The organism is Labedella phragmitis (genome assembly GCF_004078635.1).
Classification (GTDB): Bacteria; Actinomycetota; Actinomycetes; order Actinomycetales; family Microbacteriaceae; genus Labedella; species Labedella phragmitis.
In genome coordinates, this window is the sequence record NZ_RZNB01000003.1 from 324,185 (window position 1) to 350,245 (window position 26,061).

Here is a 26,061-nt window from a genome sequence, read left to right on the forward strand (position 1 = left end):
CGGCGTGCGTGCCGGACGCGTCAGTGCCGGACGCGTCAGTGCCGGAACGCGTCAGCGTGCGTGCGACCGCACGGCTCCGACGATGCCGATCACGGCCACGACCGCGATCGCCGCTCCTGCGGCGATCGCGGCCGGAAACGCGCGGTCTGCTCCCGTGGCGTCTTCGCGCCAGCGGCGGAAGCGCGCCGCGATGTTCATCCGTTCCTCGATCGCGCCGATCGTCTCGCGGAATTCGAGACGAGCGCGCTCCAGATCCAGATTGAGTTGTGGGATCGACGCGCCGGCCGGTGTTGCCGCAGCGTCTCCCGCGCCGGTCATCGGTCCGTTGCTGCCGAGCCCGGCGTCACGTCACCGCTGTCACTCGACGAGCCGCCACCGACGCTGCTCGTACCACCGGTCGACGAGGAGTCGCTCGACGAGTCATCGCCCGACGAGTCGTCGGAGCCCTTGTTCTTCTTGACCTTGCTCGCGACGGTCGACGCCGCGTCCTGGAGCTTGTGTCCCACGACGGGGGCCTGGGACGAGACGAATTCGCCGGCGGTCTCGAGGCCCTTCTGGACCTTCGGGTCCTCCCACGTCTCGGTGGCCTTCGCCTTGATCTTCTCGTACGCCCCACGGCCCGCCTTGGAACCGAGCACGAATCCTGTGGCGGCACCGGCCAGGAAAATCAACTTCGCCTTCATGCGTTGCTCCTTCTCTCGAGTGTCGTTGTGTTGCCATCGTGGTCGCTCGTGCCGAAGCGTGCATGCCCTTGACGGATCGCGGCCGATCGGTCATTCGCGAGGGCGCGGATGAGCGCGGCGACGTCATCGGGCACGACGAGCTGCACGTGGTGGGCGCCGGAAAGGGTCGCGACGCGAGCGTCGGGGAAGGCTCCCGCGAGGCGGCGAACCCACTCCTCCCCCGCGATCGGGTCGCCAGCTCCGCGCACCACGATCGTCGGGGCGATCACCCCGGCGGCGCGGTCGATCGTCGAGTACCCGAGCATCGCGGGCAGTGTCTTCAGGTACCAGCGCAGCCCGCAGCGGAGATAGTCGCGGAGCACGATGAGGTTCGCGAGCGGTCGTTCACGAGTGCTGTCGATCGCGAGGGCGACGGCCTGATCGATCGCGCGCGAGTGCCGGTCGTCGACGACGGGGCCGATGAGGACGAGGCCGGCGACGAGGTCGGGGCGGGAACGGGCGAGCTCGACGCCCACTTGCGTGCCCATGGACTGGCCGACCACGATGAGGGAGCGCAGATGGAGCCGATCGGCGATCTCCGCCGCCACGGCGGCGTCATCCTCGATGGAGAGCCCGTGGCGGGGCCGCGGCGTGCCGCCGTAGCCCGGTAGCGTGACGCACACGGCCCGGTGGGTCGCGGCGAGCGCCGTGGCGACGGGCTCGAGGCTCGCCGACGTCATACCGATGCCGTGGAGGAGCAGGACGGCAGGCTCGGTCGATGCGAGGAGCCCGGCAGGCGCACCCGTGTCGATGATGTCGGCGACGAGGCCGCTCGAGAGCTCGAGCCTCTCCCTGGCGGAGCGACCCCACCCGCGACGACGTCCTCGTGCGGCGGCGTGCGGCGAGCTGCTACGCGTCGGCATCCGCCTTCCCGTCCCCGTGCGTCGCGCCCGCGGGAGCGGCTTCGCTGGTCGGCCGCGCGCCGCCTCGCCCGGACGCCCTCCGGGCGAGTGCCGTGATCGCGAAGAGGACGGCGCCGATCGCGAGGAGCAGGAGGCCCCGCAACCACACCTCGCCGCTCTGCTGCGTGAGGAGGAAGACGCACGAGAGGGCGCCCAGCACGGGGATGACCGTCCAGGCGCGGTAGTGCTCGTGCTCGACCTTCTCCCGACGGAGCACGAGGGTCGCGACGTTGGTGCTGAGGAACACGAAGAGAAGCAGGAGGACGACGGTCTCGGCGAGCGTCGCGACGTCACCCGTGAAGGCGAGCGCCATGGCGGCGGCCGTCGTCACGACGATCGCGACCCAGGGCGTCCGCCGTTTCGGAAGCACACGGCCGAGCACCGACGGAAGCAGCCGCTGCTGCGCCATCCCGTACGCGAGCCGGCTCGACATGATGAGAGTGAGGAGCGCGCCGTTCGCGACGGCGATGAGCGCGATGAGGCTGAAGAGCCACGCCGGCACACCGACGCCCGAGGCGGCCACGACGTCGAGGAGGGGCCCGGAGGAGTCGGCCAGCTCGTCGGCGGGCAGGGCGATCGACGCCGCCGTGCCGACGAGGACGTACATGACGCCCGCGACGATGAGCGCGCCGAAGAGCGCGCGCGGGTAGACGCGCGACGGGTCTCGCACCTCCTCGATGACGTTCGCCGACGTCTCGAAGCCGACGAAGGAGTAGTAGGCGAGGATCGCCGCACCGAAGACGGCGAAGACGGGATCGACGCCCTCCGCGAAGGTCACCGCTCGTGACAGGTCGCCGCCGCCTCCTCCGAGGAGGATCGCGGCCGTCACGACGACGAGCACGAGTCCGGAGGTCTCGATGAGCGTCATGACGAGGTTCGTGCGCATCGACTCCTTGATCCCCCGGGCGTTGAGGAGGGCGACGGCGACCAGGAACACGACGGCGCCGAGCACGGGAGGCACGTCGATGAACGTGCCGAGGTAGTCGCCGCTGAAGGCGAGGGACAGCCCGGCGGCGCTCACGATCCCCGCGGCCAGCATGCTGAAGCCCACGAGGAACGAGACGAACGACGAGCGGAACGCGCGTTGCGCGAAGACGGCGGATCCGCCGGCCTTCGGATACTTCGTGACGAGCTCAGCGTAGGACGCCGCCGTCAGGAGCGAGAGGAGCAGCGCGACGATCATCGGCGCCCACGTCACCCCGCCCACCTCGGCCGCGATCGTGCCGACGAGCGCGTAGACGCCCGCGCCCAGCACGTCACCGAGGATGAAGAGGAAGAGGAGCTTCCCGGTGATGTCGCGTTTGAGAGCACCGCCCTCCGGGCCAGCGCGGTGGGTGTCTGCAGTGTCGTCGGTCGTACTCACTCGCGAGAGCGTAGGCGAACGTGCAGTCACCGCGCGTGGCATTGCGTTTGGCCACACGGATCGCTATCGCGGCCCCCTCGAGACGTGTAGTCCTCGGAGGACGCCGGCTACTCGGTGGTCCGCAGCCGTCGCGGCCGCAGTGGCGGCACGTCCAAAACGGGAACGGCTCGGAGCATGAAGGTGTCGAAATCGGGCACAGTGAATGCCGCATAGCCGTGCTCGGGCGTGTACAACAGGCCCATCTCGATCAGTTCCGCTCGAGTGGGTCCGATCTGGGTCGAATCGCGTCCCATGAGGCGGGCGACCTCCGACGCCTTCTGAGCCTCGGGCCCGAGCTCTGCCATCGCCCTCATGTAGGCGGTCTGCAGTGGCGTCGCTCGATCGAGACGTACTCGGAAGAACGAGCTGTCCAGTTTCACGTCATACGCTTCCCGCGCGCTGACGACGTCTTCGCGGTGAATGCGATGGGCCGTTGCGACCGTCCACACCTGATATCCGAGCTCCTGGATGAAGTAGGGATACCCCTTCGTGATTTCGATGGCGAGGTCGACGGCATCGTCGTCGAAGACCGCACCCTCGGCCAGGGCGGGTTCGGTGAGCGCTTGGCGCGCTTCGTCGCCGTCGAGCGAATCGATGCGGGGAAACGTGAAGAGCCGTTCGGCATAGGACTTCGCGTCACCGGCCAGTTCGGCGATCTGCGGCAAGCCCGCTCCGACGAAGGTGACCGGCAGCTTCCTCTGAACGGTCTTGTGGATCGCCTGGATCAGGGCCTCCAGTTGACTGGCACGGAGGAACTGGACCTCATCGATCAGGAGAACGAGCCCTCTTTCCTGTTCCCGAGCTGCCTCTCCGATGGCCACGAGGACGTCGGTGAGATCCATTCCCAGGTCACCGTGATCGGCATATCCTTCAGCGGGTGGGATATCCCACGACATCGACCACGTTCCCTGACGGTCGACGGATACGGCGAACGCGCTCAACACCTCAGCCGCCCGTCGGCCGCGGTCGCTCCATCGATCGCGTGGCGAGAGGCGCAACAACGCTGCTTTCAATTGGGAAAACATCGTCTGGCGAAAATGCCGGTCGTCGTGCTTGTTCGCCTCGAATTCGACGATCTCCCAGTTGGCCCGCGAGGCGATATCGACGAATTCATTGAGGAGTACCGTCTTGCCCACGCCTCGCAGACCCGTCACGATCATCGATTGTTCGGACCTTCCCCGGCTCAGGCGCCGCAGCAGGGTATCGAACGCCGACGTCTGATCTTGTCGCCCGACGAGCACCTCAGGAGAGGCGCCCGCGTTGGGTGTGTACGGGTTGTCGATGCTCTCCATAGGTCGAGAGTTTAGAGCATTTAGAACGCTTTTTGAGAAATTAATAAAGTCCCCTAAAACCCCAAAAAGGGGCGGTCGTCCGCCCCCAGACGGCCTCGATGGCCCATGATGTGAGAACGTCAGGGCCTGCTGAGCGGCTCGAGCCCGGACGTCGTTGTCCGGGAGGGAGCATCTCGTTTGCGTAGAGGACACAACCTGCTCGCCGTCGGCGACTACAACCAGGCCGTCGTCCTCGACGTCATCCGGCGAGCGCCGCTCGGGCTGAGCCGCGTCGAGATCGCCTCCGACACGGGGTTGTCGGCGCAGACCGTGTCGAACGTGACGCGGCGACTGCTCGACACAGGGCTCGTGCGCGAGGGCGGCAAACTCATCGTTGGACCGGGCAAGCCGCGGACGCTCCTCCAACTCGTGACCACGAGCCGGTACGCCGTCGGCGTGCACCTCGACCCGACGGTCGTGACGTACGCGCTCCTCGACCTCGCCGGCGACGTCGTCGCCGATCACCGCACCCTCACGCCGTCGGCCGCCGACCCCGATACCGTCATCGCCGTCATGGCCGAGGAGGTGCGGGCTCTGCTCGCCCGCGAGGGCGTGGCGCCGGAGCGCGTCCTCGGCGTCGGCATCGCAGCCCCGGGGCCGCTCGATTCGGCGCAGGGCATCCTGCTCGACCCGCCGCTCCTCGAGGGCTGGCAGCACGTGCCGCTGCGGGAGGCGCTCGCGAGGGCGACGGGATTCCCCGTCGTGCTCGAGAAGGACGTGACCGCCGCCGCCGTCGCGGAACTCTGGGTGGATTCGGACGAGGACCGCGACAACTTCGCCTTCTTCTACTACGGCACGGGCATCGGCATCGGGCTCGTCGTGGACCACGACGTGCTCCGCGGCGCGAGCGACAACGCCGGGGACATGGGACACCTCATGGTGCAGGCGGACGGACCCGTCTGCGGGTGCGGGCGGCGCGGCTGCGTCGGCGATCTCGTCGTTCCCTACCGCCTCGTGCAGCGCGCAGTCACCGCGGGAGTCCTCGGGCCGACGGCCTCGGTCGACACCCCGCTCGACGGGCCCGCCGAGCACATCGACTTCGACGAGACCGACCGGCGCTTCACGGAGTTCGCCGCCGCCGCGGGCCGCGGTGACGCCGGGGCCGTCGCGATCTGCGAGGAGGCCGCGACCCACATCGCCCGCGCCCTCGTCTCGGTCGTGAACCTCCTCGACATCGACCACGTCGTGTGCGGCGGACCCTTCTGGCGACGCATCGCTCCCGTCCTGCGCGAACGGATCGAGGCGCTCGTGGCGGGAGACCCCGCACTCATCCCGCGTCATCCCGTCGCCGTCGAGAGTTCGACGATCGGCGAGGACGTCGCGGCCGTCGGGGCGGGCTGCCTCGTCCTCGATCAGACTCTCTCGCCGCGGCCGTCGGCGCTCCTCATCGCGGGCTGACCCAGAACGGTCCCTGAGGTGTCCATCGACGGGCTGGGGGTCGGACGGTTGCGTTCCCGTCACGGTTCAGCATTTTGTCTTGACATGGGTTACTCCAAACGATTTACATATACGGAGGCCGCGGGTTGTGGCGATGACGCCAGACAGCCGGGAACGGTCGTGGAGCAAAGGAGCACCATGAAACAGCGCTATCTCGGAGTCGTCGCCGTCGCAGCGGCCTCCGCACTCGCCCTCTCCGGATGTGCCGGTGGCGACTCGGGCGGGGACTCGAACACCCTCAAGGTCGCCTACCAGAAGTTCGGGCAGTTCACGCAGATGGACGCCCACATGAAGAAGGTCAAAGAGGAGTTCGAGAAGGCCAACGACGGCATGACCGTCGAGCTCGTCCCGATCGAGGCGCAAGAGGCCGACTACTTCGCGAAGCTCGCCCTCATGAACCGCTCCCCCTCCACCGCGCCCGACGTCATGTACGAGGACACGTTCATGGTGAAGACCGACGTCGAGGCCGGGTACCTCGCGCCTCTCGACGATTACATCGCCGAGTGGGAGGACTGGGACCAGTTCCCCGAGAACGCCCGCCAGGCCGGCGCGGGAGACGACGGCAAGATCTACGGCATCCCCATGGGGACCGATACGCGCGCCATCTGGTACAACCAGGACGTCCTGAGCGCCGCGGGCGTCGAGGTCCCGTGGGCACCCGAGACGTGGGACGACATCCTCGCGACGGCGGAGGCCGTCAAGGCGTACGACCCCGAGATCATCCCCTTCAACATCTACTCCGGAAAGGGCCAGTCGGAGGGCGCCTCGATGCAGGGCTTCCAGATGCTCCTCTCGGGCACCGACGACGAGCTCTTCGACTCCGAGGAGCAGAAGTGGATCCTCGGCTCGCAGGGCTTCGAGGACTCGCTCGGTTTCATCGAGGACATCTACCAGGGCGGACTCGGACCGACACCGCAGCAGGCACTCGACAAGAACATCGGCACGACCATCAACAGCGAGTGGATCCCGGGCGGGACCCTCGCGATGAGCCTCGACGGCTCCTGGGCGAGCGGCACCTGGATCGAGACCGGGTCGGCACCGTGGCCCGAATGGTCCGAGGTCATGCAGGTCGCCGCGATGCCGACGCAGGAGGGCCAGGAACCCGGACGCACGAGCATGTCGGGCGGCTGGACGCTCGCCATGGGCGCCGGATCGGAGAACAAGGACGCCGCGTGGGACTTCATCAGCACCGCCCTCAACCAGGAGAACTCGCTGAGCTACGACGTCGCCGCGAGCCAGGTCGCCGTGCGCACCGACGTGGCCGAGGACCCCGAGTACACCGACGCGAACCCGACCTTCGGGTTCTTCTCCGAGCTCGTCGCCGACACGCACTTCCGCCCGGCGAACTCGGACTACTCGAAGATCTCCGCCGAGATCACCGTCGCGATGGAGTCGGTCATGACGGGACAGCAGACGCCGGAGGAGGCCGCTGCCACGTACGACAGGGCGGTCATCGGCATCGTCGGCGAGGAGAACACCATGGCGGCGTCGAGCTGATGACGACCACCGCTCCGACGGCCCTGGGCGCGCCGAGCGCACCCAGGGCCGGGCGGCCGGTGCAGCGGAAGCGGCGCCCCGGGCGCACGATCCTGCGGAGCGCCCCCCTCCTGCCCGCGATCGTCCTACTCGGCGTCTTCCTGCTCGGCCCCGTGATCTCGTCGCTCTATGGATCGCTCACCGACTCGTCCTTGAGCGGTGCGTCGGCCTCCAACGCCGAGTTCGTGGGTCTCGAGAACTACACGAGCCTCTTCGCCGACCCCGACTTCCCGAAGTCCGTGCTGCTCACCCTCGTCTTCCTCGTCGCCTCCGCGCTCATCGGGCAGAACGTGCTGGGTCTCGGACTCGCCGTGCTCATGCAGTCGTCGCACAAACCCGTGCGCGTCATCGTCTCGACGATCGTCGTCACGGCGTGGGTGCTCCCCGAGATCGTCGCGTCGTTCGCGGCGTACGCGTTCTTCAACGACGGCGGAACGCTCAACACGATGCTCACGGGGCTCGGCATCCCCGGCGTCAACTGGCTCTACGTGTTCCCGATGCTGTGCGTGATCCTCGCGAACATCTGGCGCGGGACGGCCTTCTCGATGCTCGTGTACACGGCGGCGCTCAACGACGTGCCGCCCGAGATCACCGAGGCGGCCGAGGTCGACGGCGCTCGCGGCTGGCAGCGCTTCACGCTCGTCACCGTTCCGATGATCCGGCGCAGCATCTCGACGAACCTCATGCTCACGACGCTTCAGACGCTCTCGGTCTTCGCCCTCATCTTCGTCATGACGGGCGGCGGTCCCGGCACGGACAGCACGACGCTGCCGCTCCTCGCCTACCAGGAGGCGTTCCGCTTCGGCGAGCTCGGCTTCGGCACCGCGATCGCGACGATCCTGCTGCTCGTCGGCGCCGTCTTCGGCGTCCTCTACATCCGCGCTCTCAAGCCGGAGGTGGACTGACCATGGCGAGCAACACGACCGTGGACGGCGCTCTCGCCGCGGCGCCGACGACGACGCGCTCGATCACGACGGCCGACGCGAAGCGGGAGTTCAGCATCGCCGCTCCCCGCGGCCGGGCGATGCGGTGGTTCTCGAGCATCGTGCTCGTGGTCATCGGGATCGTCTTCCTGCTCCCTCTCGTCTGGCTCGTCCTCGCCTCGCTCGACGCGAGCGCGAGCCTGTCCGTGAAGTGGCCGGAGGCCCCGTCCTTCGACAACTTCCTGACGGTGCTGACTCCGGAGACCTCGCTCATCCCGCTCACGAACAGCTTCATCCTCTCCGCGGGCTGCGCCGTCGTGACGGTGTTCGCGGCGATCCTCGCGGCGTACCCGCTCTCGCGGTACTCCATGCGGATCAACAAGCCGTTCCTGTACGGGGTGCTGTTCGGGACGTGCCTGCCCATCACCGCCATGATGGTGCCGGTCTACGCGCTCTTCGTGGCGTTCAACCTCATCGACAACATGACCGGCACGATCCTGTTCCTCGCGGCGACATCGCTTCCGATGGCGATCTGGATGATGAAGAACTTCATGGACTCCGTACCGATCTCCCTCGAGGAGGCGGCGTGGACCGACGGCGCCTCGGCGATGCGCACGCTCCGCGCGATCGTCGTTCCGCTCATGCGGCCCGGCATCGCGGTTGTGTTCATCTTCGTCTTCATCCAGACGTGGGGGAACTTCTTCATCCCGTTCGTCCTTCTGCTGAGCCCCGAGAAGCTGCCCGCCGCGGTGAGCATCTTCTCGTTCTTCGGACAGTACGGATCGGTCGCGTACGGGCAGCTCGCCGCGTTCTCGCTCCTCTACTCGGTGCCGGTACTCGCTCTGTACGTCCTCGTGACACGACTCGGCGGCGGCTCGTTCGCTCTCGCCGGCGCCGTGAAGGGCTGACGCTCGGCTCGATCTCCTCCGACGAACCATGACCCCGGCATCGCCGGATCCCGCACCACCCAACCGCACCACCGCAACCGCACCGCCCGCACGCCCGCCCGCCTCGGCGCGCCGACCACAGGTCGACGTCCCCCACAGAAGGAAACCTCTTCATGCCAGATCCCGTCAGCTTCGTCGACCTCCGCATCCGCCGCTTCGTGTCGGAGCGCGTGACCCCGGCCCTCTACCGTGAGCGGGAGCCGCTCACCGTCACCGCGTGGGACGTGCCGGGAGAACCCGTGCCGTTCGCGGAAGCGGTCGGTCAGGAGTTCCGACCCGTCACGGTCGGCGAGGAGTGGAGCCGGCCGTGGGGCACGACGTGGTTCCACCTCACGGGCACGGTCCCGGCCGACTGGAGCACGGACGGCACCGCGGTCGAACTCGTGCTCGACCTCGGCTTCGTGAAGGGGCACCCGGGCTTCCAGGCCGAGGGACTCGTGTGGGACGCCGACGGGAACATCGTCAAGGCCGTCGAGCCGATGAATAACGCCGTGCCACTCCGCGTCGGCCCGGGCGACTCGATCGACGTCTACGTCGAGGCCGCGTCGAACCCCGACGTGCAGGGCGAGTCGGTGTACGCGCCGACCCCCCTCGGCGACCTCGCGACGTCGGGTGACGAGCCGCTCTACCGAACGCGCATCATGGACGTCGCCTTGCGCGACGTCACGGTGTGGGAGCTCGCCCAGGACATCTGGACGCTCGACGGCCTGTGGCGCGAGCTCGGCGAGGAGCTGCCCCGGCGAGCGGAGATCCTCCGCGGACTCGAGCGTGCGATCGACGCCGTCGACCCGGACGACGTCGCGGGCACCGCGCAGGCCGGGCGCGACGCCCTCGCGCCCCTCCTCGCCTCCCCCGCGTACGCGTCGGCCCATCGGCTCGTCGCCGTCGGGCACGCCCACATCGACTCGGCGTGGCTCTGGCCCGTCCGCGAGACGATCCGGAAGTGCGCGCGCACCTTCTCGAACGTCCTCGCGCTCATGGACGAGAACGACGAGTTCCTGTTCGCGTGTTCCTCCGCCCAGCAGTTCGCGTGGATGAAGGAGTTCTACCCCGACCTCTTCGCGCGCATCACGGAACGCGTGCTCGAGGGCCGCTTCGTCCCCGTCGGTGGCATGTGGGTCGAGTCGGACACGAACCTGCCGGGAGGCGAGGCCATGGCGCGCCAGTTCGTCGCGGGCAAGGGCTTCTTCCTGCGTGAGTTCGGCATCGACACCCCCGAGGTGTGGCTGCCCGACTCCTTCGGCTACTCCGCCGCCATGCCGCAGATCGTGCGGGCGTCCGGCTCCCGGTACTTCCTCACGCAGAAGCCGTCGTGGAACGAGACCAACGTCATGCCGCACCACACGTTCGCGTGGGAGGGCATCGACGGCAGCCGCGTGTTCACGCACTTCCCGCCCGTCGACACGTACAACGCGGTCCTCTCGGCCGAGGACCTGCACCGTGCTCAGCGGCAGTACAAGGAGAAGGGCGACGCGAACACGTCGCTCGTGCCCTTCGGCTACGGCGACGGCGGCGGCGGACCGACGCGCGAGATGGTCGCGGCGGCCGAGCGCACGAAGAACCTCGAGGGCTCCCCCACTGTGGAGATGGCGAGCCCGCTGTCGTTCTTCGAGCGTGCAGAGGCCGAGCTCCCGAAGCCGCCCGTGTGGTCGGGCGAGCTCTACCTCGAGTTCCACCGCGGCACCTACACGTCGCAGGCCCGCACGAAGCGCGGCAACCGTCGGAGCGAGCACCTCTTGCGCGAGGCCGAGCTCTGGGCGACAGCCGCCTCGATCCGCGCGGGGCTCGAGTACCCGTGGGCCGAACTCGACGAGGCGTGGCACACGGTGCTCCTGAACCAGTTCCACGACATCCTTCCCGGCTCCTCGATCGCGTGGGTCTACCAGGTGGCCGAGGAGCACTACGAGCGCGTCGCCGGAGTGCTCGAGGGCATCATCGAGCGGTCGCTCGCGGCTCTCGCGGGCACCGGCGAGAACGTCCTGCTCGCGAACGCCGGTCCCTACGGCGTCGACGGCGTCCCCGCCCTCGGCGGCCGTGCGGCGTCGGAGGCGACCGACGCCGACGGCGTGCGCGTCGAGCACTCGGGCGATTCGATCACCCTCGACAACGGTCTCCTCCGCGTCGTCATCGACGGCGACGGGCTCGTCTCCTCGCTGTTCGACGTCGTCGCCGAGCGCGAGCTCGTGGCCCCCGGTGAGCGTGCCGGCCAGCTCTGGATCTACCGCGACACCCCCGCTCAGTGGGACGCGTGGGACATCGATGTGCACTACCAGCGGCACGGCGCCGCGATCACGGGAGTCGACTCGATGGAGATCGTCTCGGACGACCCCCGACGCGCGGTCGTCCGCGTGACACGCTCGCGCGGCGAGAGCACCTTCGTGCAGGAGTTCGCGCTCGCGGCGGATCGTCCGACGCTCGACCTGACCACGGACGTCGACTGGCACGAGCGGCAGAAGCTCCTGAAGCTCGCGTTCCCCCTCGACGTGCACGCCGAACGCGCCTCGAGCGAGATCCAGTTCGGTCACATCAACCGCCCGACTCATGCGAACACGTCGTGGGACGCCGCGCGGTTCGAGACGAGCGCACACCGCTGGGTGCACGTGGGAGAGCCGGGCTACGGTGTCGCGGTCGCGAACGACTCGACGTACGGCCACGACATCACGCGGACGACGCGCGAGGTCGATCGCGGCGGGGACGGCGGCACGACGACGCTCGTGCGCGAGTCGCTCCTCCGAGCGCCGACGTTCCCGGACCCGCACGCCGACCAGGGCCGGCACGTGCTCCGCACGTCCATCCGCGTCGGCGCCGACGTCCTCGACGCCGCGGCGGAGGGCTACCGCTTGAACGTGCCGCCGCGCGAGGTCACGGGCGCCGAGGAGATCGCGCCCGTGCTCACGGTGGACGACCCCGCCGTCGTCGTGGAGGCCGTGAAGCTCGCGGAGGACCGCAGCGGCGACGTCGTCGTGCGCCTGTACGAGGCACGCGGCTCGAAGGCGCGCGCTCGCGTGACGGCGGGCTTCGCGTTCGAGTCCGTCACGGAGACGGACCTGCTCGAGCGCGACGTCGAGCCGTCGGCGCTCGTCGCCTCGGACGACGCGCTCGCCCTCTCCCTCCGCCCCTTCCAGCTCGTCACGCTCCGCTTCCACGGCGTCACCCCCTCCTGAGTGCATTGATTTGGGGATGGTGCACGTAGTTGCGCGCACCATCCCCGAATCACTGGGGGAAGGGTTCGAGCGGGTGGCGCGTTAGGGGCGGCGTGGAGTTCTTACTGTGGCTGTTCGACGCGCACCTGCGCATCGGTGATCAGACGATCCTGTGGCGCGAGGTCCTCGGCAACGTCTTCGGACTGCTGAGCGCGCTCGGCGGGATGCGCCGCAAGGTCTGGGCGTGGCCTGTCGGCATCGTCGGCAACGTCCTCCTCCTCACCGTGTTCCTCGGCGCCGTCTTCAACACGCCGAATCCCGTCAATCTGCTCGGCCAGGCCGGCCGGCAGATCATGTTCATCGCCGTGTCCGTCTACGGCTGGTACCGCTGGCGCACCGCGAGCCGCGACGGCGGCACCGCCGTCGAACCGCGATGGGCGGGTTGGCGGAACCGCGTGTTCCTGCTCGTCGCACTCGTGGGCGGAACGGCGATCCTCACGCCGGTGTTCCGCGCGCTCGGTTCGTACGAGCCCGTCTGGGCGGACGCCTGGATCTTCGTCGGCTCGCTGCTCGCGACCTACGGGATGGCGAAGGGCTGGGTCGAGTTCTGGCTCATCTGGGTCGCCGTCGACCTCGTCGGCGTCCCCCTGCTGTTCGGCGCCGGCTACTACGCGTCCGGCTTCATGTACGTGTTCTACGGCGCCTTCACGCTCTTCGGCTTCGTCGTCTGGGCCCGATCGCGCCGCCGGAAGCCGAGCGTCGAGACGCTCTTCCCGGACCCGACACTCCAGAACTGACCGCACCCTCCGATCCGAGTCGCGGAGTCGCTCAGTTCTCGGGTGCCGGTTGCAACGTCGACAGCCAGAACTCGGTGCGTGCGACGTGCGAGGCGGCCGCAGCCGTCGCTGCCGCGGGGTCGCGCCGAGCGATCGCCTCGACGATCGCGCGGTGACCCTCGTCGCTCGTGCGTTTGACGGGCGCCGACGGGTCGGAGTCGAAGATCTTGTAGTGCCGGCCCCGCGACCGGAAGACCGCGATGAGGGAGGTCACGGTCGGGTTCCCGGCAGCCTCGGAGATCGCCTCGTGGAACTCGTCGTCGAGTTCGGCGACGTCCGAGACGTCGCCGCTCGCCTCCATCCGGTCGCACAGCGCGGTGAGGCGTTCGACGAGACCCTCCGGCGCGCGCGCCGCGGCCTGGGCCGCCGCATTCCCCTCCAGCACGCGACGGATCTCGAAGAGCTGCAGGAGCCCGTCGAGCGGGAGCAGGTCCACCGTGAGGGAGAAACCGCGCACGACGTCGGCCGGATCGAGGCGCGAGACGTAGGTGCCGGAGCCGTGCCTCACCTCGATGACCCCGAGTGTGTCGAGCACGCGCACGGCCTCACGGAGCGAACTCCGCGACACGTCGAGACGACTGCAGAGGTCCGCTTCCGGAGGGAATCGTTGCCCCGGTCCGAGCTCGCCGGAGGAGATCATCTGGCGGAGCCCGTCGAGGGCCGTCTTCATCACCGTCATGGGCGACCTTTCGTGTGACTCACATCGTAAAGGCAGTCGAGTCCACACGACTCATCTGATGACTCGCCGCCCGCTCCAACGACCCGGGACGTGAGCATTCGAGAAATCCATTGTTTACAACACCGGCCGTCCTCACTACCGTATCCGTAAGCTCAATCGGGCCCAAGACATCTGATGACTTTCCGGGAAGGCTCATCCATGCCCCTCGCGCTCGACCACCCACCTGCCCCCGCCGCCGTCCTGTCCCATGACGGTCGACCGGCCCGCGACTCGTGGAGCCTGACGCGCGACGTGATCCACCTGAACCACGGCTCCTACGGCGCCGTGCCGACGGCGACGATCGAGCACCACCTCTCGCTCCTGACGCTCATGAACTCCGGACCGGGCGCATGGTTCTCCACGGCTCCGATCCGCGTCGGCGAGGCGCGCGAACGCATCGCCGCCTTCCTCGCCACCCCCGCCGAGCTGACTGCCGTCGTGCCGAACGCAAGCGCGGGAGTGACCGTCGTCCTCCAATCCCTCGCGCTCGAGCCCGGCGCCGAGATCGTGCTCACCGATCACATCTACGGCGCCGTGCGCATGGCGGCCGAGCGTGCCGTCCGTCGCGTCGGCGGAACGATCGCAACCGTACCGATCGACCTCGACGCGAGCGACGACGACGTCGTGGGCGCGATCGCCGACGCCACCACCGACCGCACGGCGCTCGTCATCGTCGACCAGATCGCTTCGGCGACGGCCCGTGTCTTCCCCGTCGCCGCGATCGCCGCGCGGCTCGACCGCCTCGGCGTCCCCCTCCTCGTCGACGCCGCTCACGCCCCCGCCCTCTACGAGCGCCCGGCCGACGGTATCGACGCCGACTACTGGGTCGGCAACCTGCACAAGTGGGCGTGCGCCCCGTCGGGGACGGCCGCACTCGTCGTCTCGCCCCGCGTCGCCGATACGGACGCGCTCTTCCCCCTCATCGATTCGTGGGGAGCGCCCGACCCGTTCCCGCGGCGCTTCGACACGCAAGGCACGGTCGACCTGACCGCGATCCTCGCGGCGCCGCACGCACTGCGGACGATCGAGGACCTCTTCGGCTGGGACACGATGCGCGCGTACGTCTCCGCGCTGTCGTCGCACGCCGAGGCCGCCGTCGTCTCGGCCCTGGAGGAGGCGACCGGCCTCGCCGCCCACGTCGAGGTGCCCGTGCACGCTCCAGCGCTCCGGCTCGTCGAACTCCCGCCGGGTCTCGTGCGCACTCCCGACGACGCCCACGTGCTGCACCGCGCTCTCGCCCGCCTCGGCTTCCAGACGGCGACGACGTCATGGCGCGGCCGCGGCTTCCTCCGGTTGTCCGCCCACCTCTACAACACGGCGGACGATTACGCGCGCTTCGTCGAGTCGGGCGTCCCCGCACTCGCCGCTCTGCACGCCGCGCGTTCCGCCGATCCCGACGCCGCGTTCGTCGGCGTCGCCGCCCGCGTCGTCCCCGACGCGTCGCCCCTCACGGCCTGACCCCGCACCTCTCTCCCGCGCAGCACCCCTGATCGCACCACTCCCACCGCACTCTCGACAGCACGGAGGAAACACATGAAACACCGCACCCCGGCGTTCGTGGCCATGATCGCGGCCGGCGCCCTCGCCCTCACCGGGTGTTCGGGCTCGAGCGGCGACGACGGCTCCGACGTCTCGCTGCAGATGGTCGAAACACTCACCAACCCCGCCCGGCAGAAGATCCTCAAGGAACTCATCGCGGGCTTCGAGGAGGAGAACCCGGGCGTCACCGTCGAACTCGTGTCCCCTCCCAACGAGCAGGCCCTCTCGACGCTCCAGCAGATGCTGCAGGCGGGGAACGGCGTCGACGTGCTCGAGGTCCAGGACTCGACGGTCGGTCCCTTCACCGCGAACGACTGGCTCTACGACATGAACTCCGACCTCGCCGATTGGGACGGCTGGGACGCCCTCACCGAGAATGCCAAGTCGTTCGCGAACGAGGAAGGGCCGACCTACCTCGTCCCCTACGGCTTCTACGGGTTGAGCCTCTTCTACCGGACCGACCTCATCGAGGAGGCAGGATTCGATGAACCTCCGCACAGCTGGGAGGACATGATCGAGATGGCGGAAGCCATCAACGACCCGTCCGCCAACCAGTACGGCTACGCATTCCGCGGCGGCACCAACGGCGCTTCGAACGCAGCGGCCATCATCACCGCGTACGCCGCCGACGAGATCGACCCGGAGAACGCCTTCCTCCTGCCCGACGGTTCCACCGTCTTCGCGACGCCCGAGGCGGAAGAGGCGATGACCGACTACCTCGACCTCTTCACCAACGGCTCGCCGCCCTCGTCCATCGCGTGGGGCTACCCCGAGATGGTCCAGGGCTTCGCGTCCGGATCGACCGCGTTCCTGCTCCAGGACCCCGAGGTCATCGCGACGATCCGAGACGACTCGACGCTCGAGGAGGACCAGTGGAGCACGACCCCGCTCCTCGTCGGTCCCTCCGGCAAGGCCGCCCAGCCGCTCGCCTCGGCGGGTTGGGGTGTCGCGGAGAGCAGCGAGCACAAGGAGGAGGCCGTCGCGCTCGTCGAGTACCTCTCGTCGGGAGACGCGCCCCTCACCTTCGCGAAGGGTAACTCGCTCGTTCCGATCGTGACGGCCGCGCAGGACGACCCCTACTTCGCCGAGGGTCCCTGGGCCACGTACGTCTCGATGAACACCGACCCGGACACCTACATGAACGTCGTGCAGCCGCGCGCGGTCGAGTGGTGGACCGAGTGGGAGAAGAAGGCCGACCGCGAGCTGCAGTCGATGCTGCTCGGCGAGTCCACCCCGGAGGACGTCCTCGCCGGGTGGGACGAGTACTGGTCGGAGAAGTACGCGTCGGAGAAGTGACGCCGTGACGACCACCCTTCCGGAGCGGCAGGCCACACCGCCCGCCGCTCCGGCGGGCGGGCCCTCGCGGCCCCCCGCCTCCCGCCGCCGCGCGTTCACCCGGCGTCGCGCCCTCACGATCGCGGCGTTCCTCGCGCCCGCCTTCGTCGTCGTCGCCGTCTTCACCTACTACCCGATGCTCTCGGGCAGCCTCGGCGCTTTCCGCACGTGGACGATCTACAACGTCGCCGAGCAGCCGTGGACGGGACTCGACAACTTCCGGGGCGTCCTCACCGACCCCCTCTTCTACGGCACGGTCGGGAACACCATCGTGTGGGTGATCGGGTCGATCGTTCCCCAGTTCGTCATCGGTTTCGCGCTCGCTCTCTGGATGCGCAGGAAGTTCCGCTTCCGCGGCATCTACCAGGCGCTCGTGTTCTTCCCGTGGGCCGTGTCGGGCTTCCTCATCGGCGTCCTGTTCCGCTGGATGTTCAACAGCGAGTTCGGCGTCATCAACGACCTCCTCATGCGGAGCGGCATCGTCGACTCGCCGCTCCCCTGGCTCGCGACCCCGGCGCTCGCGATGCCCGCGGTCATCATCGCGAACGTCTGGTACGGCGTGACGTTCTTCGCGATCATGATCCTCGCCGCCCTGCAATCGGTGCCCGACGAGCTCTACGAGGCCTCGGCGCTCGACGGCGCCGGGAAGCTGCGTTCCTTCTGGCATGTCACCGTTCCGTACATCCGCACGACCCTCGCCCTCACGGTGCTGCTGCGGACCATCTGGATCTTCAACTTCCCCGACCTCATTTTCGGGATGACCGGTGGCGGCCCGGGAGGCCGCACCCACATCGTCACGAGCTACATGATCTCGATCACCCAGCAGGGCGAATACGGGCGCGCGAGCGCGCTCGGGCTCATCGTCATGCTCGTGCTCGCGATCTTCGCCGTGTTCTACCTGCTCGCGACGCGAGAGAAGAAGGAGGCGTACCGATGATCACGACGCAATCGCGCGTGGGCAAGACGGTCCGGATCGTCGCCCTCGGCATCTGGCTCATCATCACGCTGTTCCCCCTCTACTGGATCGTCGTCACGGCCGTGAAGCCGCGTCGCGACATCTACGCGTTCCCGGTCGAGTACTGGCCGCAGACGTTCTCGCTCGAGAACTTCGTCAACCTCTTCGCGGTGTCGAACTTCGGCACGTACCTGACGAACAGCATCATCGTCTCGGTCGTCGCCGCGACGCTCGTGACGCTCATCTCGCTGTTGTCCGGGTACGTCATCGCGCGCTTCGAGTTCCACGCGAAGAGCGCCGTGCTCATGGCGTTCCTCGTCACCCAGATGATCCCGGGCTTCATCGCGCTCGGTCCGCTCTACCAGCTCATGGTCGACCTCGGTCTCGTGAACGACCGCACCGGACTCGTGCTCGTCTACATCGCGATGTGCATCCCCTTCTCGACGATCATGCTGCGGGGGTTCTTCGAGAACGTCCCCGACGCGCTCGAGGAGGCCGCGATGATCGACGGCTGCAGCCGTCTGGGCGCGCTCTTCCGCGTGCTCGTGCCGATCATGACCCCCGGGATCGTGGCCGCGTTCATCTTCAACTTCGTGAGCTGCTGGAACGAACTGTTCCTGTCCGTGACGCTCATGACGTCCGACGCCAACAAGACGGTGCCCACGGCGCTCAACGGCTTCATCACGAGTTACAACATCGACTGGGGATCGATGTCGGCTGCCGCGGTCCTCACGATCATCCCGACCATGGTGCTGTTCGCCTTCGCGAGCAAGTACATCGTGCAGGGCCTGACCTCGGGAGCGGTCAAGGGCTGACGCCGACCGGATTCCGCCTCGGGGACGATGCCGTCGGTACGCGCGACCGAGGCGGGACGATCGTCTCCGCTCGTAGCGTCGGAGGGTGAGCAAAAGACGCAGGCCGTGGGAAGCCGATAAGACCGGGGGACGGCGCCGGGCGCGGCGGGCGACGGCCGTGGTGGCAGGACTCGCCGTCCTCGCCGGAGCGGGAGTGAGCGCCGCCGCCGCGACGGGCTGGACGCCGTTCGGTCGGGGATCCGGGTCCGTCACGGCCGCCCCGTTGGAACTCTTCGGGATGCCGGCGGAGGACTGCCGCATCGATGCGGCTCTCGACGGCTGGGCGTCCGGGACGCTGCACCTCGACGCCCGTGACGTCGAGGACGGCGAGCAGCTCATCGGCATCCGGAGCGACGACGCCGCGGCCACGGGCAGCACGATGAAGCTCCTCACGGCGGCTGCCGCCGTGACGACGCTCGGTCCCGGCGCGACGATCGAGACGCACGTCGTCGAGGGCGAGAGCGCCGACACCGTCGTGCTCGTGGGAGGCGGGGACCCGACGCTCAGTCGGCTTCCGAGCGGGCAGGAATCCGTCTACCCTGGCGCGCCCCACCTCGACGACCTCGCGCGGCAGGTGCTCGACGCACGGTCTCGCGATCCACGACTCGCGGACACGCCGATCCGGCACCTCGAGGTCGACGCGAGTCTCTTCTCGGGGCCGGCGTGGGAGCCGGGCTGGCCGGAGTCTGCGCGCACATCGGGATCGGTGTCGAATATCACGGCCGTCATGGTCGACGGCGATCGGGACGATCCCACCGTGGCGTACTCACCGCGGAGCGGTTCGGCGGTTCAGAGGGCGGCGACGGCGTTCGCCGCGGAGCTCGGGGCCGAGGTCGTCGTCGGCGACCTCGTCGCAGCCCCGCCGGACGCCGAGGAGTTGGGCGCCGTGCGCTCGGCCCCCGTGCGTGATCTGGTCCGGCACCTGCTGACGAACTCGGACAACACCCTCGCGGAGGCGCTCGCGAGACTCGTCGCGATCGAGCGGGGAGTCGGGAGCGACTTCGCCGCCGTGCAGACCGGGACGACGGGGGCGCTCGCCGAGCTCGGTCTCGACGTCGAGGGGCTGCGGCTCGCGGACGGCTCGGGGCTGAGCCGTGACGACGCCGTCCCCGCGGCGTTCCTCACGCGGCTCCTCGTCGAAGTGGCCCGCCACACCGATGGTCTCGCCGTCGTCGACGACGGGCTCGCCGTCGCCGGGCGATCCGGCACCCTCGCGGAGGACGGCCGCTTCTCGGCGCAGAACGCGGATGCCGCCGGCCGGATCCGGGCGAAGTCGGGAACCCTGAGCGACATGTCGGGACTCGCGGGCCTCACGAACGCCGCGGACGGCACGACCGTCGCCTTCACGATCTGGGCAGAGGACACTCCCCCGGGAGCCGCGGCGACCGACGCGCGCGCCGCCGTCGACGCGCTCGCCGCTGAGGTCTCCCGCTGCGGCGCCGCCCTCTGACCCGGCCGCCGCTCTTCGATCCTCGGGCCCTCGAAGGAACGCGACCCGTCACTCCGCGCCCGGCCTCCCCACCGTCCCTGAGCCCGTCGACGGGGACCACGACCCGAGGCTCCGGCACCCCGTTTCGACAGCTCGGTGACCAGCGGGGGGCGGGCGGCGCAGCCGACGCTCAGTCGACGAGGCGGTGGTCGTGCGCGAACACGACGATCTGCACGCGGTCGCGGAGCGCGAGCTTCGCGAGGATGCTGCTGACCTGCGTCTTCACCGTCGACTCGCTCACGAACTCGCGTTCGGCGATCTCCGCGTTCGACAACCCGCGGGCGACGAGACGGAACACCGCTTGCTCCCGCGCGCTGAGCTCCCGGAAGGCTGGAGGAGGCGGAGCGGGCGGCGCCGCGAGGACATCGCTCGCGAACAGCTCACCGAGCTCGTCGGCCGCGAGAACCGTGCTCCCGGCGTGCACCGCGCGGATCGCCGCGGCCAGGAACGCGGGCGTCGCATCCTTGAGGACGAAGCCGCTCGCCCCGTGCCTGATCGCCGTCGCCGCCGCGCGATCGAGCGCGAACGTCGTGAGCACGATGACGCGCGGAAGCGCCGAGCGGGAGCCGTCGAAGAGGGCGCGCACCGTCTCCACGCCGTCCATGACCGGCATGCGGATGTCCAACAGGACCACGTCCGGCCGCACCTCGTCGATGAGCGCGATGGCCTCGCGGCCGTCGCCGGCCTCGCCGACGACCTCCATGTCCGCCTGAGCGTCGAGCGCCACACGGACGCCGCCCCGGAAGAGCTCCTGGTCGTCGACGAGAACGATGCGGATCACGGGATCACCGTCCCCACCGGTCGGAGCGGAACGCGCGCCCGCGCCGTGAAGACGCCGTCGACCGCTTCCGCCTCGACGCCGCCGCCGACGGCGGACACACGGAGCCGCATGCCCGCGATCCCCGATCCGGCGCCGCTCGAGGAGCGATCGCCGGGGCCGGCCGTCGCGGCGTTCTCGACTTCCACGACGACGTCGTTCGAGCGCCACACCTCCCGCAGCACGATGGATGCGCCGGGGTCGCCGTGCCGCAAGGCGTTCGTGAGCATCTCCTGCGCCACACGGCGCACGACGACGGAGTGGCTCGCGTCGAGCGGGCGCTGCTCCCCTCGGATCGACCGTTCGACGATCACCCCGGCGGCGCGGATCTGGTCCACGAGGGTGTCGAGGTCCGGCGGCTCATCCTCGGCTCCGTCCGGACCCGTCCCGCTCAACACTTCCCGGACCTCGTGAAGCGACCGGCGTGCGGTGTCGGCGATCGTCGCCGACACCGCACGAACGCGACCGACGTCGTCGAGGAACTGGACCGAATCCGCCTGCGCGATGATGACGGCGAGCGAATGACCGACGATGTCGTGCACGTCGCGCGCCATGTCGGCGCGCACCTTCTCGGCCTCCGCGGCGCTCAACGCCCGCTCGGTGCGGTCCTCGGCGATGACGCGCCGCTCCGACTCCCGCCGCTGGCCGCGGAACGAACGCACGGCGAAGCCCGCGAGCCATGCGGCTGCGAGCACGACGGTCGGGGCGACGAGGGCGAGAGCGCTCCACCCGGGCCCGCTGAAGGCGACGATCGCGTAGCGCGTCCCGGCCATGAGGTAGTTGGTGGCGATGACCCCGCCGACCACGACGGACGCGACCGACGCGGCGAGCTCCACCCGCGTGCCGAGTCGCGCCGCCGAGTAGAGCACGAGGATGATCGCGATGGCGGCGAAGCCCGGCCGCTCGTTGACGAACATCTGCGAGCCCGCCATGAACCATGCGGAGACGAGGGCGACCGAGGGGCTCACGCTGCGCGACGCGATCGCGACGGCGGCGAGGAGCGCGACGATCGGGCTCGCCCTGTCCACCTCGACGGGCGGCTCGACGGCGAGGATCACGACGAGTGTCGCGACGACGATGTCGACGCGGAAGCGCCAGCTCCGCAGCCGTTCCCACAGCAGAGCCGTGTCCATGTCGTCCTCCTCAGCGCGCGGTGAGCTCAGCCCTCCGGGCGTTCGCACCCCAGCCTAGGAGGATGCATGGCTCCACGGCCTCCTCCGCGAGTACCGTTCCTCTCCCTCCTTCGGGCGAACGTCGCGGCGAGGCGGCTCAGCGGTCGCGCAGGAGGCGCGCACGCCAACGACGCACGGACGACGCATCCCGTCCCGCGACGCGCAGGGTGTGGAAGGCGCGCCTGTAGCGTTTCCACATCGAGCGGACGTCGCCGAACGGGCGGGCCGAGATCGGGATCGCGAGGTCGCGGTCGAGTCGGATGGTGTGCGAGCGGCCGAGGAAGACGCTCAGGTCCATATCGTCGTGCACCTCGGGGTCGTCGCGGTGTACCGAGCACCGGACGGTGCGCCAGGCGTCGCTGCGCATCGCGAAGTTCGAGCCGAAGACGGGCCAATTGGCGAGGGCGGCGCCGACGAGGACGAAGTAGGCGTCCATGTAGAAGGTGCGGGCGAGGACGCGCGAGGCCCCACCGAGTTCGGGGAAGACGCCGGGGCCGGTCACGGCGCCGAGGTGGGGATCGGCCGCGAAATGTCCGGTGATGCGTTCGATCCAGTCGCGCGGCGGCACCGAGTCCGCGTCGAGTCGCGCGATCACGTCGCCGAGCGCGGAGTCGTACCCGGCGCTCGCGGCGGCGGGGATTCCCGGGTTCGGCTCGGCGACGACGCTCGCGCCGCCCGCGACCGCGACGAGGGCGCTGCCGTCGGAACTGCCGTTGTCGACGACGATGACCTCGAACGGCGGGACGGTCTGCTCGGCGAGAGCGGCCAGGCAGGCGCGCACGTGATCGGCGTCGTCCTTCACGGGGATGACGACCGACACGAGCGGCTGGTGCCGCTCGTGTCGGTCGTCATCGGCGCTCACGGGGCCCCGCCGCTGTGATCAGGAGGGGACCGGGAGCCGTGGTGCTCGTGCTCGAGGTCACGGGGTGGGGCTGCCGCCGTTCACGTTCAGGGTCTCGCCCACGACGTAGCTCGATTCCGGCGACGCGAGGAACACGAAGGCTGGGGCGAGTTCGGCCGGCTGGCCCGCGCGGCCGAGCGGGACGCTCTTGCCGAAGTCGGGGAGGTCCTCCTTCGGCTGCCCGTCGGACACCTGCAGGGGCGTCCAGATGGGGCCGGGCGCGACGGCGTTGACGCGGATGCCCTTGGGGGCGAGCTGCTGTCCGAGGCCCTTCGTGAAGTTGTTGATCGCGGCCTTCGTCGAGGCGTAGTCGACGAGCGTCGGCGACGGGTTGTACGCCTGGATCGAGGTCGTGTTGATGATCGTCGAACCGGCGGGCAGGTGCTTGAGCGCCGCGCGTGTCACCCGGAACATCGCGAGGATGTTGGTCTCGTAGGTGTCCTCGAGCTGGATGTCGTCGATGTCCTCGAGAGACTCCTGCTCGATCTGCTTGCCCGCGTTGTTGACGAGGATGTCGAGCCCGCCGAACTCCTCGACGGCGCGCGTCACCATCGCCTCGCAGTACTCGGGGTCCTTGAGATCGCCCGGGAAGGCGACGGCCTTGCGGCCCGCCTCCTCGATGAGACCGACGATGCGCTGCGCGTCCTCCTCCTCCTCGGGCAAGTAGGAGAGGAGGACGTCGGCGCCCTCACGGGCGAAGGCGATCGCGGTCGCGGCGCCGATGCCCGAGTCGCCGCCCGTCACGATCGCCTTGCGCCCCTCGAGGCGACCGGTCCCGCGGTACGTCAGTTCACCGAGGTCGGCCTTGGTCTCGAGCGCGGCGTCGAGGCCGGGCTCCGGCTGATCCTCGCCCGAGGAGGGGCTGATCGACGGGTAGCGCGTCGTGGGGTCGTCGAAGGTGTACTGGTCTGTCGTCATGGTCGTCCTCCGTCATCGCGTGCGGTGGTGTGTCCTCCAGCGGGCGGCGCACGCGCCGCCCGGGTGTCCTCAACGCTACGGATTCCCGAGAACGGCACGCTCCCCATTGTCGTGCGCCCTCCGCTCGTGTTATCCGCGCGTCCGGCTGTGCCGATACACACGCGCGACTGGCGCTGCCAACAGGCATGCGACGTCACCACGGTCCCTGTCCGCTCTCGCGGCCGGACCGGAAGCATCGCGTCAGGGGGGTCGGTATCGGCTCGACGGGCGAGTCCTGCTCGGCGGGATCGGCGGGCTAGGCGGGTTCGCCGGCCTCGCCGTCGTCGTCGCCCGGCTGGGCGCCATCGTCCGGATCGAGCATCTGGAGTTGGCCGTCGATGTCCTCGCCGAGGTCGCTGCCGGGCTCCTCCGGAGGCGCCGACGCGGGGTCGGGTCGGACGTCGTCCGCTGCGTCGCCGGGAACGCTGCCGGTGGTGTCGGTCATGAAGTCCTCCTCGGTCGAGATGACTGGTGACACGAGCGTAGGGCGCGCCTCCGACACACGGCGAGACCTACCGCCATCGGCCAGACGCTGCTAACGCAGACCCACCCGGACGACGACGGGACCAAGAGTCCTGTGTCCCGCCTCCTGGAGAGACGAGACTGCCACGGATCGGCGTCGAGGCGCGCTCGGCGGACACCACGTCGATCACACGGAGTCTTCGAACGGGCTCCGTCAGGCCCATGGTGCACCTCGCCTGACGTCCACGACCGAGAGGTACGAGGCGGCTAGACCGAGCGGGTCTCCCCCGCGCGATCACGGTAGGCCGCGTCGACATCGCCCGAGAGCGCCGTCTCCACGCGTCGACCGAGATCGAGAACGGCTTCCCTGTCCGCGGCGAGGAGGTCCGACGACATGCCGTCAACGATCAAACGGGACTGACGTCGGATCTCCTCCCGCTGGGTCTCGTCGCGAGCCGTCGCGGCGGCATCGCGGAGGAGACGGAGGAGCGCCGACAACACGATCGGTTCGCTCCGCCCGAAGCGACGCACCGGTCCGCACACGAGGTCGAGGTAGTAGCGCACATCACGATCGGGGGCGACGAGCCGCACCGTCCCCTCCGTGTCCTCGTACCGGCGCGGGCCGAGGCGTCGCCCCTGCAGCCGCCGGACGAGGTCCGCGCAGTAGCCGATGGCGTGCGCGGCCGTGACGGGGTCGTTGATGCCCGGCGAGATCGCCTTGACCGCGATGTCGGTCAATTGCCGGAACCCGAGGGCGACGTCCTGCTCGATCGTGCGCTCGAAGCCGAACTCCATCGCCGCGTCCGCCGCTCGCTCGAGCGCCTCGAGGTCCACCGACGTCGCCTCCCCCACCGGCCACGCCGAGAGGACGGGTGACCCCTCTGTGACGTGGTCACCCGGACGCACCCCCATACGGATCAGCACATCCTCACGGCGGGCGGCATCGACGAGGGCCTCCCAGTGGACGGTTCGGATGAAGCCGCTGCGCAGCGACCCGACGATGGAACCGCCTGCGGGGCCGGGGACGCCGGGACCGACGTCGCGCGAGCGATCCTCGAAGCGAGGGTATGACGCACCCAGCGTCGCGACGGCCTCGGCGTGCACGGCGAGCATCATCGTGTCCACGCGCAGCACGCGCACGATGTGTCCGAGGAAGAGCATCAGGGCGACCGTCGATGCCAACGCGAGGACCTGGACGAATACGAGCAGCAGAACGGGCAGGGGATCGTCGGCGTTCACCTCTCGAAGGCCGACCAGGGCCGCGACGAACGAGGACACGAGGACCGCGAGGACCGATTGGGTGACGCGGTCCCTCGCAAACTCGCGGAGCAGTCTCGGGGAGAACTGCTGCGACGCGAGCTGCAGGGCCACGACCGTGAGCGAGAAGGTGAGCGTCGCCGCGGCCATCGTGGCGGTCGCGACCGTCTGGAGGAAACCGACGGCGGACGAGGCGTCACCCGGCCAAAAGAGCTCCACCCAGACCGAGGGACCCGCCGGTCGCGCGATCGACAGAAGGAGTGCGAGCACGAGCGTCACGAAGGCGGCCGCAGCGGGCAAGACCCACAACGACGCTCGAACACCTTCGAGCGCGCGTGACACTCGCGACGACGACGGGGCGGGCCCACGAGACGGTCGGAACAGGGTCATTCGGCGTCACTCCTCGGCTGACAGCGGCTCCCGATC

The 26,061-nt window shown here is 69.4% G+C and carries 23 protein-coding genes; 11 read left to right on the forward strand and 12 right to left on the reverse strand.

Annotation, left to right across the window (positions count from 1 at the left end; translation table 11 throughout):
- Positions 1 to 51: 51 nt before the first annotated feature.
- The 5 genes from ELQ90_RS09640 to ELQ90_RS09660 form a co-directional block, all read right to left on the reverse strand.
- A complete protein-coding gene (locus tag ELQ90_RS09640) occupies positions 52 to 318 on the reverse strand; it encodes a hypothetical protein (protein ID WP_128495042.1) in 267 nt (88 codons plus the stop codon).
- The gene (locus tag ELQ90_RS09645) at positions 315 to 683 is read right to left on the reverse strand and encodes a YtxH domain-containing protein (protein WP_128495043.1); all 369 of its coding nucleotides are present in this window, start codon (positions 681 to 683) and stop codon (positions 315 to 317) included. The genes ELQ90_RS09640 and ELQ90_RS09645 overlap by 4 nt, the downstream gene beginning before the upstream one ends.
- Positions 680 to 1,585, reverse strand: a complete 906-nt coding sequence (locus tag ELQ90_RS09650; RefSeq protein ID WP_128495044.1) for an alpha/beta fold hydrolase — start codon at positions 1,583 to 1,585, stop codon at positions 680 to 682. Before ELQ90_RS09650 ends, ELQ90_RS09645 begins: the two co-directional genes overlap by 4 nt.
- The gene (locus tag ELQ90_RS09655; RefSeq protein WP_128495045.1) at positions 1,572 to 3,029 is read right to left on the reverse strand and encodes an APC family permease; all 1,458 of its coding nucleotides are present in this window, start codon (positions 3,027 to 3,029) and stop codon (positions 1,572 to 1,574) included. Before ELQ90_RS09655 ends, ELQ90_RS09650 begins: the two co-directional genes overlap by 14 nt.
- Positions 3,030 to 3,094: 65 nt before the next feature.
- Positions 3,095 to 4,318 carry an ATP-binding protein gene (locus ELQ90_RS09660; protein WP_128495046.1) on the reverse strand — a complete coding sequence of 408 codons (1,224 nt, stop codon included), beginning with the start codon at positions 4,316 to 4,318 and terminating at the stop codon, positions 3,095 to 3,097.
- Positions 4,319 to 4,495: 177 nt separating this feature from the next.
- Here ELQ90_RS09660 and ELQ90_RS09665 point away from each other — a divergent pair, with 177 nt between their 5' ends.
- The 6 genes from ELQ90_RS09665 to pnuC all read left to right on the forward strand — a co-directional run bounded on the left by ELQ90_RS09665 (position 4,496) and on the right by pnuC (position 13,140).
- Entirely contained in the window at positions 4,496 to 5,755 is a 1,260-nt protein-coding gene (locus ELQ90_RS09665; protein WP_128495047.1) for an ROK family transcriptional regulator, read from the forward strand.
- A gap of 177 nt (positions 5,756 to 5,932) precedes the next feature.
- Positions 5,933 to 7,291: an extracellular solute-binding protein gene (locus ELQ90_RS09670; RefSeq protein ID WP_128495048.1), complete on the forward strand. Its 1,359-nt coding sequence runs from the start codon at positions 5,933 to 5,935 to the stop codon at positions 7,289 to 7,291.
- Positions 7,291 to 8,235 (forward strand): carbohydrate ABC transporter permease, encoded by a 945-nt coding sequence (locus ELQ90_RS09675; protein ID WP_128495049.1) that lies wholly within the window; start codon positions 7,291 to 7,293, stop codon positions 8,233 to 8,235. Before ELQ90_RS09670 ends, ELQ90_RS09675 begins: the two co-directional genes overlap by 1 nt.
- Positions 8,236 to 8,354: 119 nt before the next feature.
- Positions 8,355 to 9,161, forward strand: a complete 807-nt coding sequence (locus tag ELQ90_RS09680) for a carbohydrate ABC transporter permease (protein WP_243696128.1) — start codon at positions 8,355 to 8,357, stop codon at positions 9,159 to 9,161.
- 152 nt (positions 9,162 to 9,313) lie between these two features.
- Positions 9,314 to 12,364, forward strand: coding sequence for an alpha-mannosidase (locus ELQ90_RS09685; RefSeq protein WP_128495051.1), 3,051 nt, complete (start codon positions 9,314 to 9,316; stop codon positions 12,362 to 12,364).
- Positions 12,365 to 12,456: 92 nt separating this feature from the next.
- Positions 12,457 to 13,140, forward strand: coding sequence for a nicotinamide riboside transporter PnuC (pnuC, locus tag ELQ90_RS09690; RefSeq protein WP_128495052.1), 684 nt, complete (start codon positions 12,457 to 12,459; stop codon positions 13,138 to 13,140).
- 31 nt (positions 13,141 to 13,171) lie between these two features.
- Here pnuC and ELQ90_RS09695 read toward each other — a convergent pair whose 3' ends face one another.
- Positions 13,172 to 13,858 (reverse strand): FadR/GntR family transcriptional regulator, encoded by a 687-nt coding sequence (locus ELQ90_RS09695; protein ID WP_128495053.1) that lies wholly within the window; start codon positions 13,856 to 13,858, stop codon positions 13,172 to 13,174.
- Positions 13,859 to 14,056: 198 nt separating this feature from the next.
- Here ELQ90_RS09695 and ELQ90_RS09700 point away from each other — a divergent pair, with 198 nt between their 5' ends.
- The 5 genes from ELQ90_RS09700 (at position 14,057) to dacB (ending at position 20,030) form a co-directional block, all read left to right on the forward strand.
- Entirely contained in the window at positions 14,057 to 15,355 is a 1,299-nt protein-coding gene (locus ELQ90_RS09700; protein ID WP_128495054.1) for an aminotransferase class V-fold PLP-dependent enzyme, read from the forward strand.
- Between the two features lie 75 nt (positions 15,356 to 15,430).
- A complete protein-coding gene (locus ELQ90_RS09705; RefSeq protein ID WP_128495055.1) occupies positions 15,431 to 16,732 on the forward strand; it encodes an ABC transporter substrate-binding protein in 1,302 nt (433 codons plus the stop codon).
- A 4-nt stretch (positions 16,733 to 16,736) separates the two neighbouring features.
- Positions 16,737 to 17,708, forward strand: coding sequence for a carbohydrate ABC transporter permease (locus ELQ90_RS09710; protein WP_128495056.1), 972 nt, complete (start codon positions 16,737 to 16,739; stop codon positions 17,706 to 17,708).
- Positions 17,705 to 18,541, forward strand: coding sequence for a carbohydrate ABC transporter permease (locus ELQ90_RS09715; protein WP_128495057.1), 837 nt, complete (start codon positions 17,705 to 17,707; stop codon positions 18,539 to 18,541). The genes ELQ90_RS09710 and ELQ90_RS09715 overlap by 4 nt, the downstream gene beginning before the upstream one ends.
- Positions 18,542 to 18,626: 85 nt before the next feature.
- Complete coding sequence (gene dacB, locus ELQ90_RS09720; RefSeq protein WP_128495058.1) at positions 18,627 to 20,030, forward strand: D-alanyl-D-alanine carboxypeptidase/D-alanyl-D-alanine endopeptidase; 1,404 nt, start codon at positions 18,627 to 18,629, stop codon at positions 20,028 to 20,030.
- Positions 20,031 to 20,199: 169 nt separating this feature from the next.
- Here the strand turns inward: dacB and ELQ90_RS09725 are convergent, their stop codons facing one another.
- From ELQ90_RS09725 to ELQ90_RS09750, 6 genes are all read right to left on the reverse strand, one after another.
- Positions 20,200 to 20,850, reverse strand: a complete 651-nt coding sequence (locus ELQ90_RS09725) for a response regulator (protein WP_128495059.1) — start codon at positions 20,848 to 20,850, stop codon at positions 20,200 to 20,202.
- Complete coding sequence (locus ELQ90_RS09730; protein ID WP_128495060.1) at positions 20,847 to 22,019, reverse strand: sensor histidine kinase; 1,173 nt, start codon at positions 22,017 to 22,019, stop codon at positions 20,847 to 20,849. The genes ELQ90_RS09725 and ELQ90_RS09730 overlap by 4 nt, the downstream gene beginning before the upstream one ends.
- A gap of 136 nt (positions 22,020 to 22,155) precedes the next feature.
- Positions 22,156 to 22,920 carry a glycosyltransferase family A protein gene (locus tag ELQ90_RS09735; RefSeq protein WP_208020615.1) on the reverse strand — a complete coding sequence of 255 codons (765 nt, stop codon included), beginning with the start codon at positions 22,918 to 22,920 and terminating at the stop codon, positions 22,156 to 22,158.
- Between the two features lie 57 nt (positions 22,921 to 22,977).
- Positions 22,978 to 23,877 carry a glucose 1-dehydrogenase gene (locus tag ELQ90_RS09740; RefSeq protein WP_128495061.1) on the reverse strand — a complete coding sequence of 300 codons (900 nt, stop codon included), beginning with the start codon at positions 23,875 to 23,877 and terminating at the stop codon, positions 22,978 to 22,980.
- A 295-nt stretch (positions 23,878 to 24,172) separates the two neighbouring features.
- Positions 24,173 to 24,361 (reverse strand): hypothetical protein, encoded by a 189-nt coding sequence (locus tag ELQ90_RS09745; RefSeq protein ID WP_128495062.1) that lies wholly within the window; start codon positions 24,359 to 24,361, stop codon positions 24,173 to 24,175.
- 284 nt (positions 24,362 to 24,645) lie between these two features.
- Positions 24,646 to 26,025: a DUF2254 domain-containing protein gene (locus tag ELQ90_RS09750; RefSeq protein WP_128495063.1), complete on the reverse strand. Its 1,380-nt coding sequence runs from the start codon at positions 26,023 to 26,025 to the stop codon at positions 24,646 to 24,648.
- Positions 26,026 to 26,061: the final 36 nt, after the last annotated feature.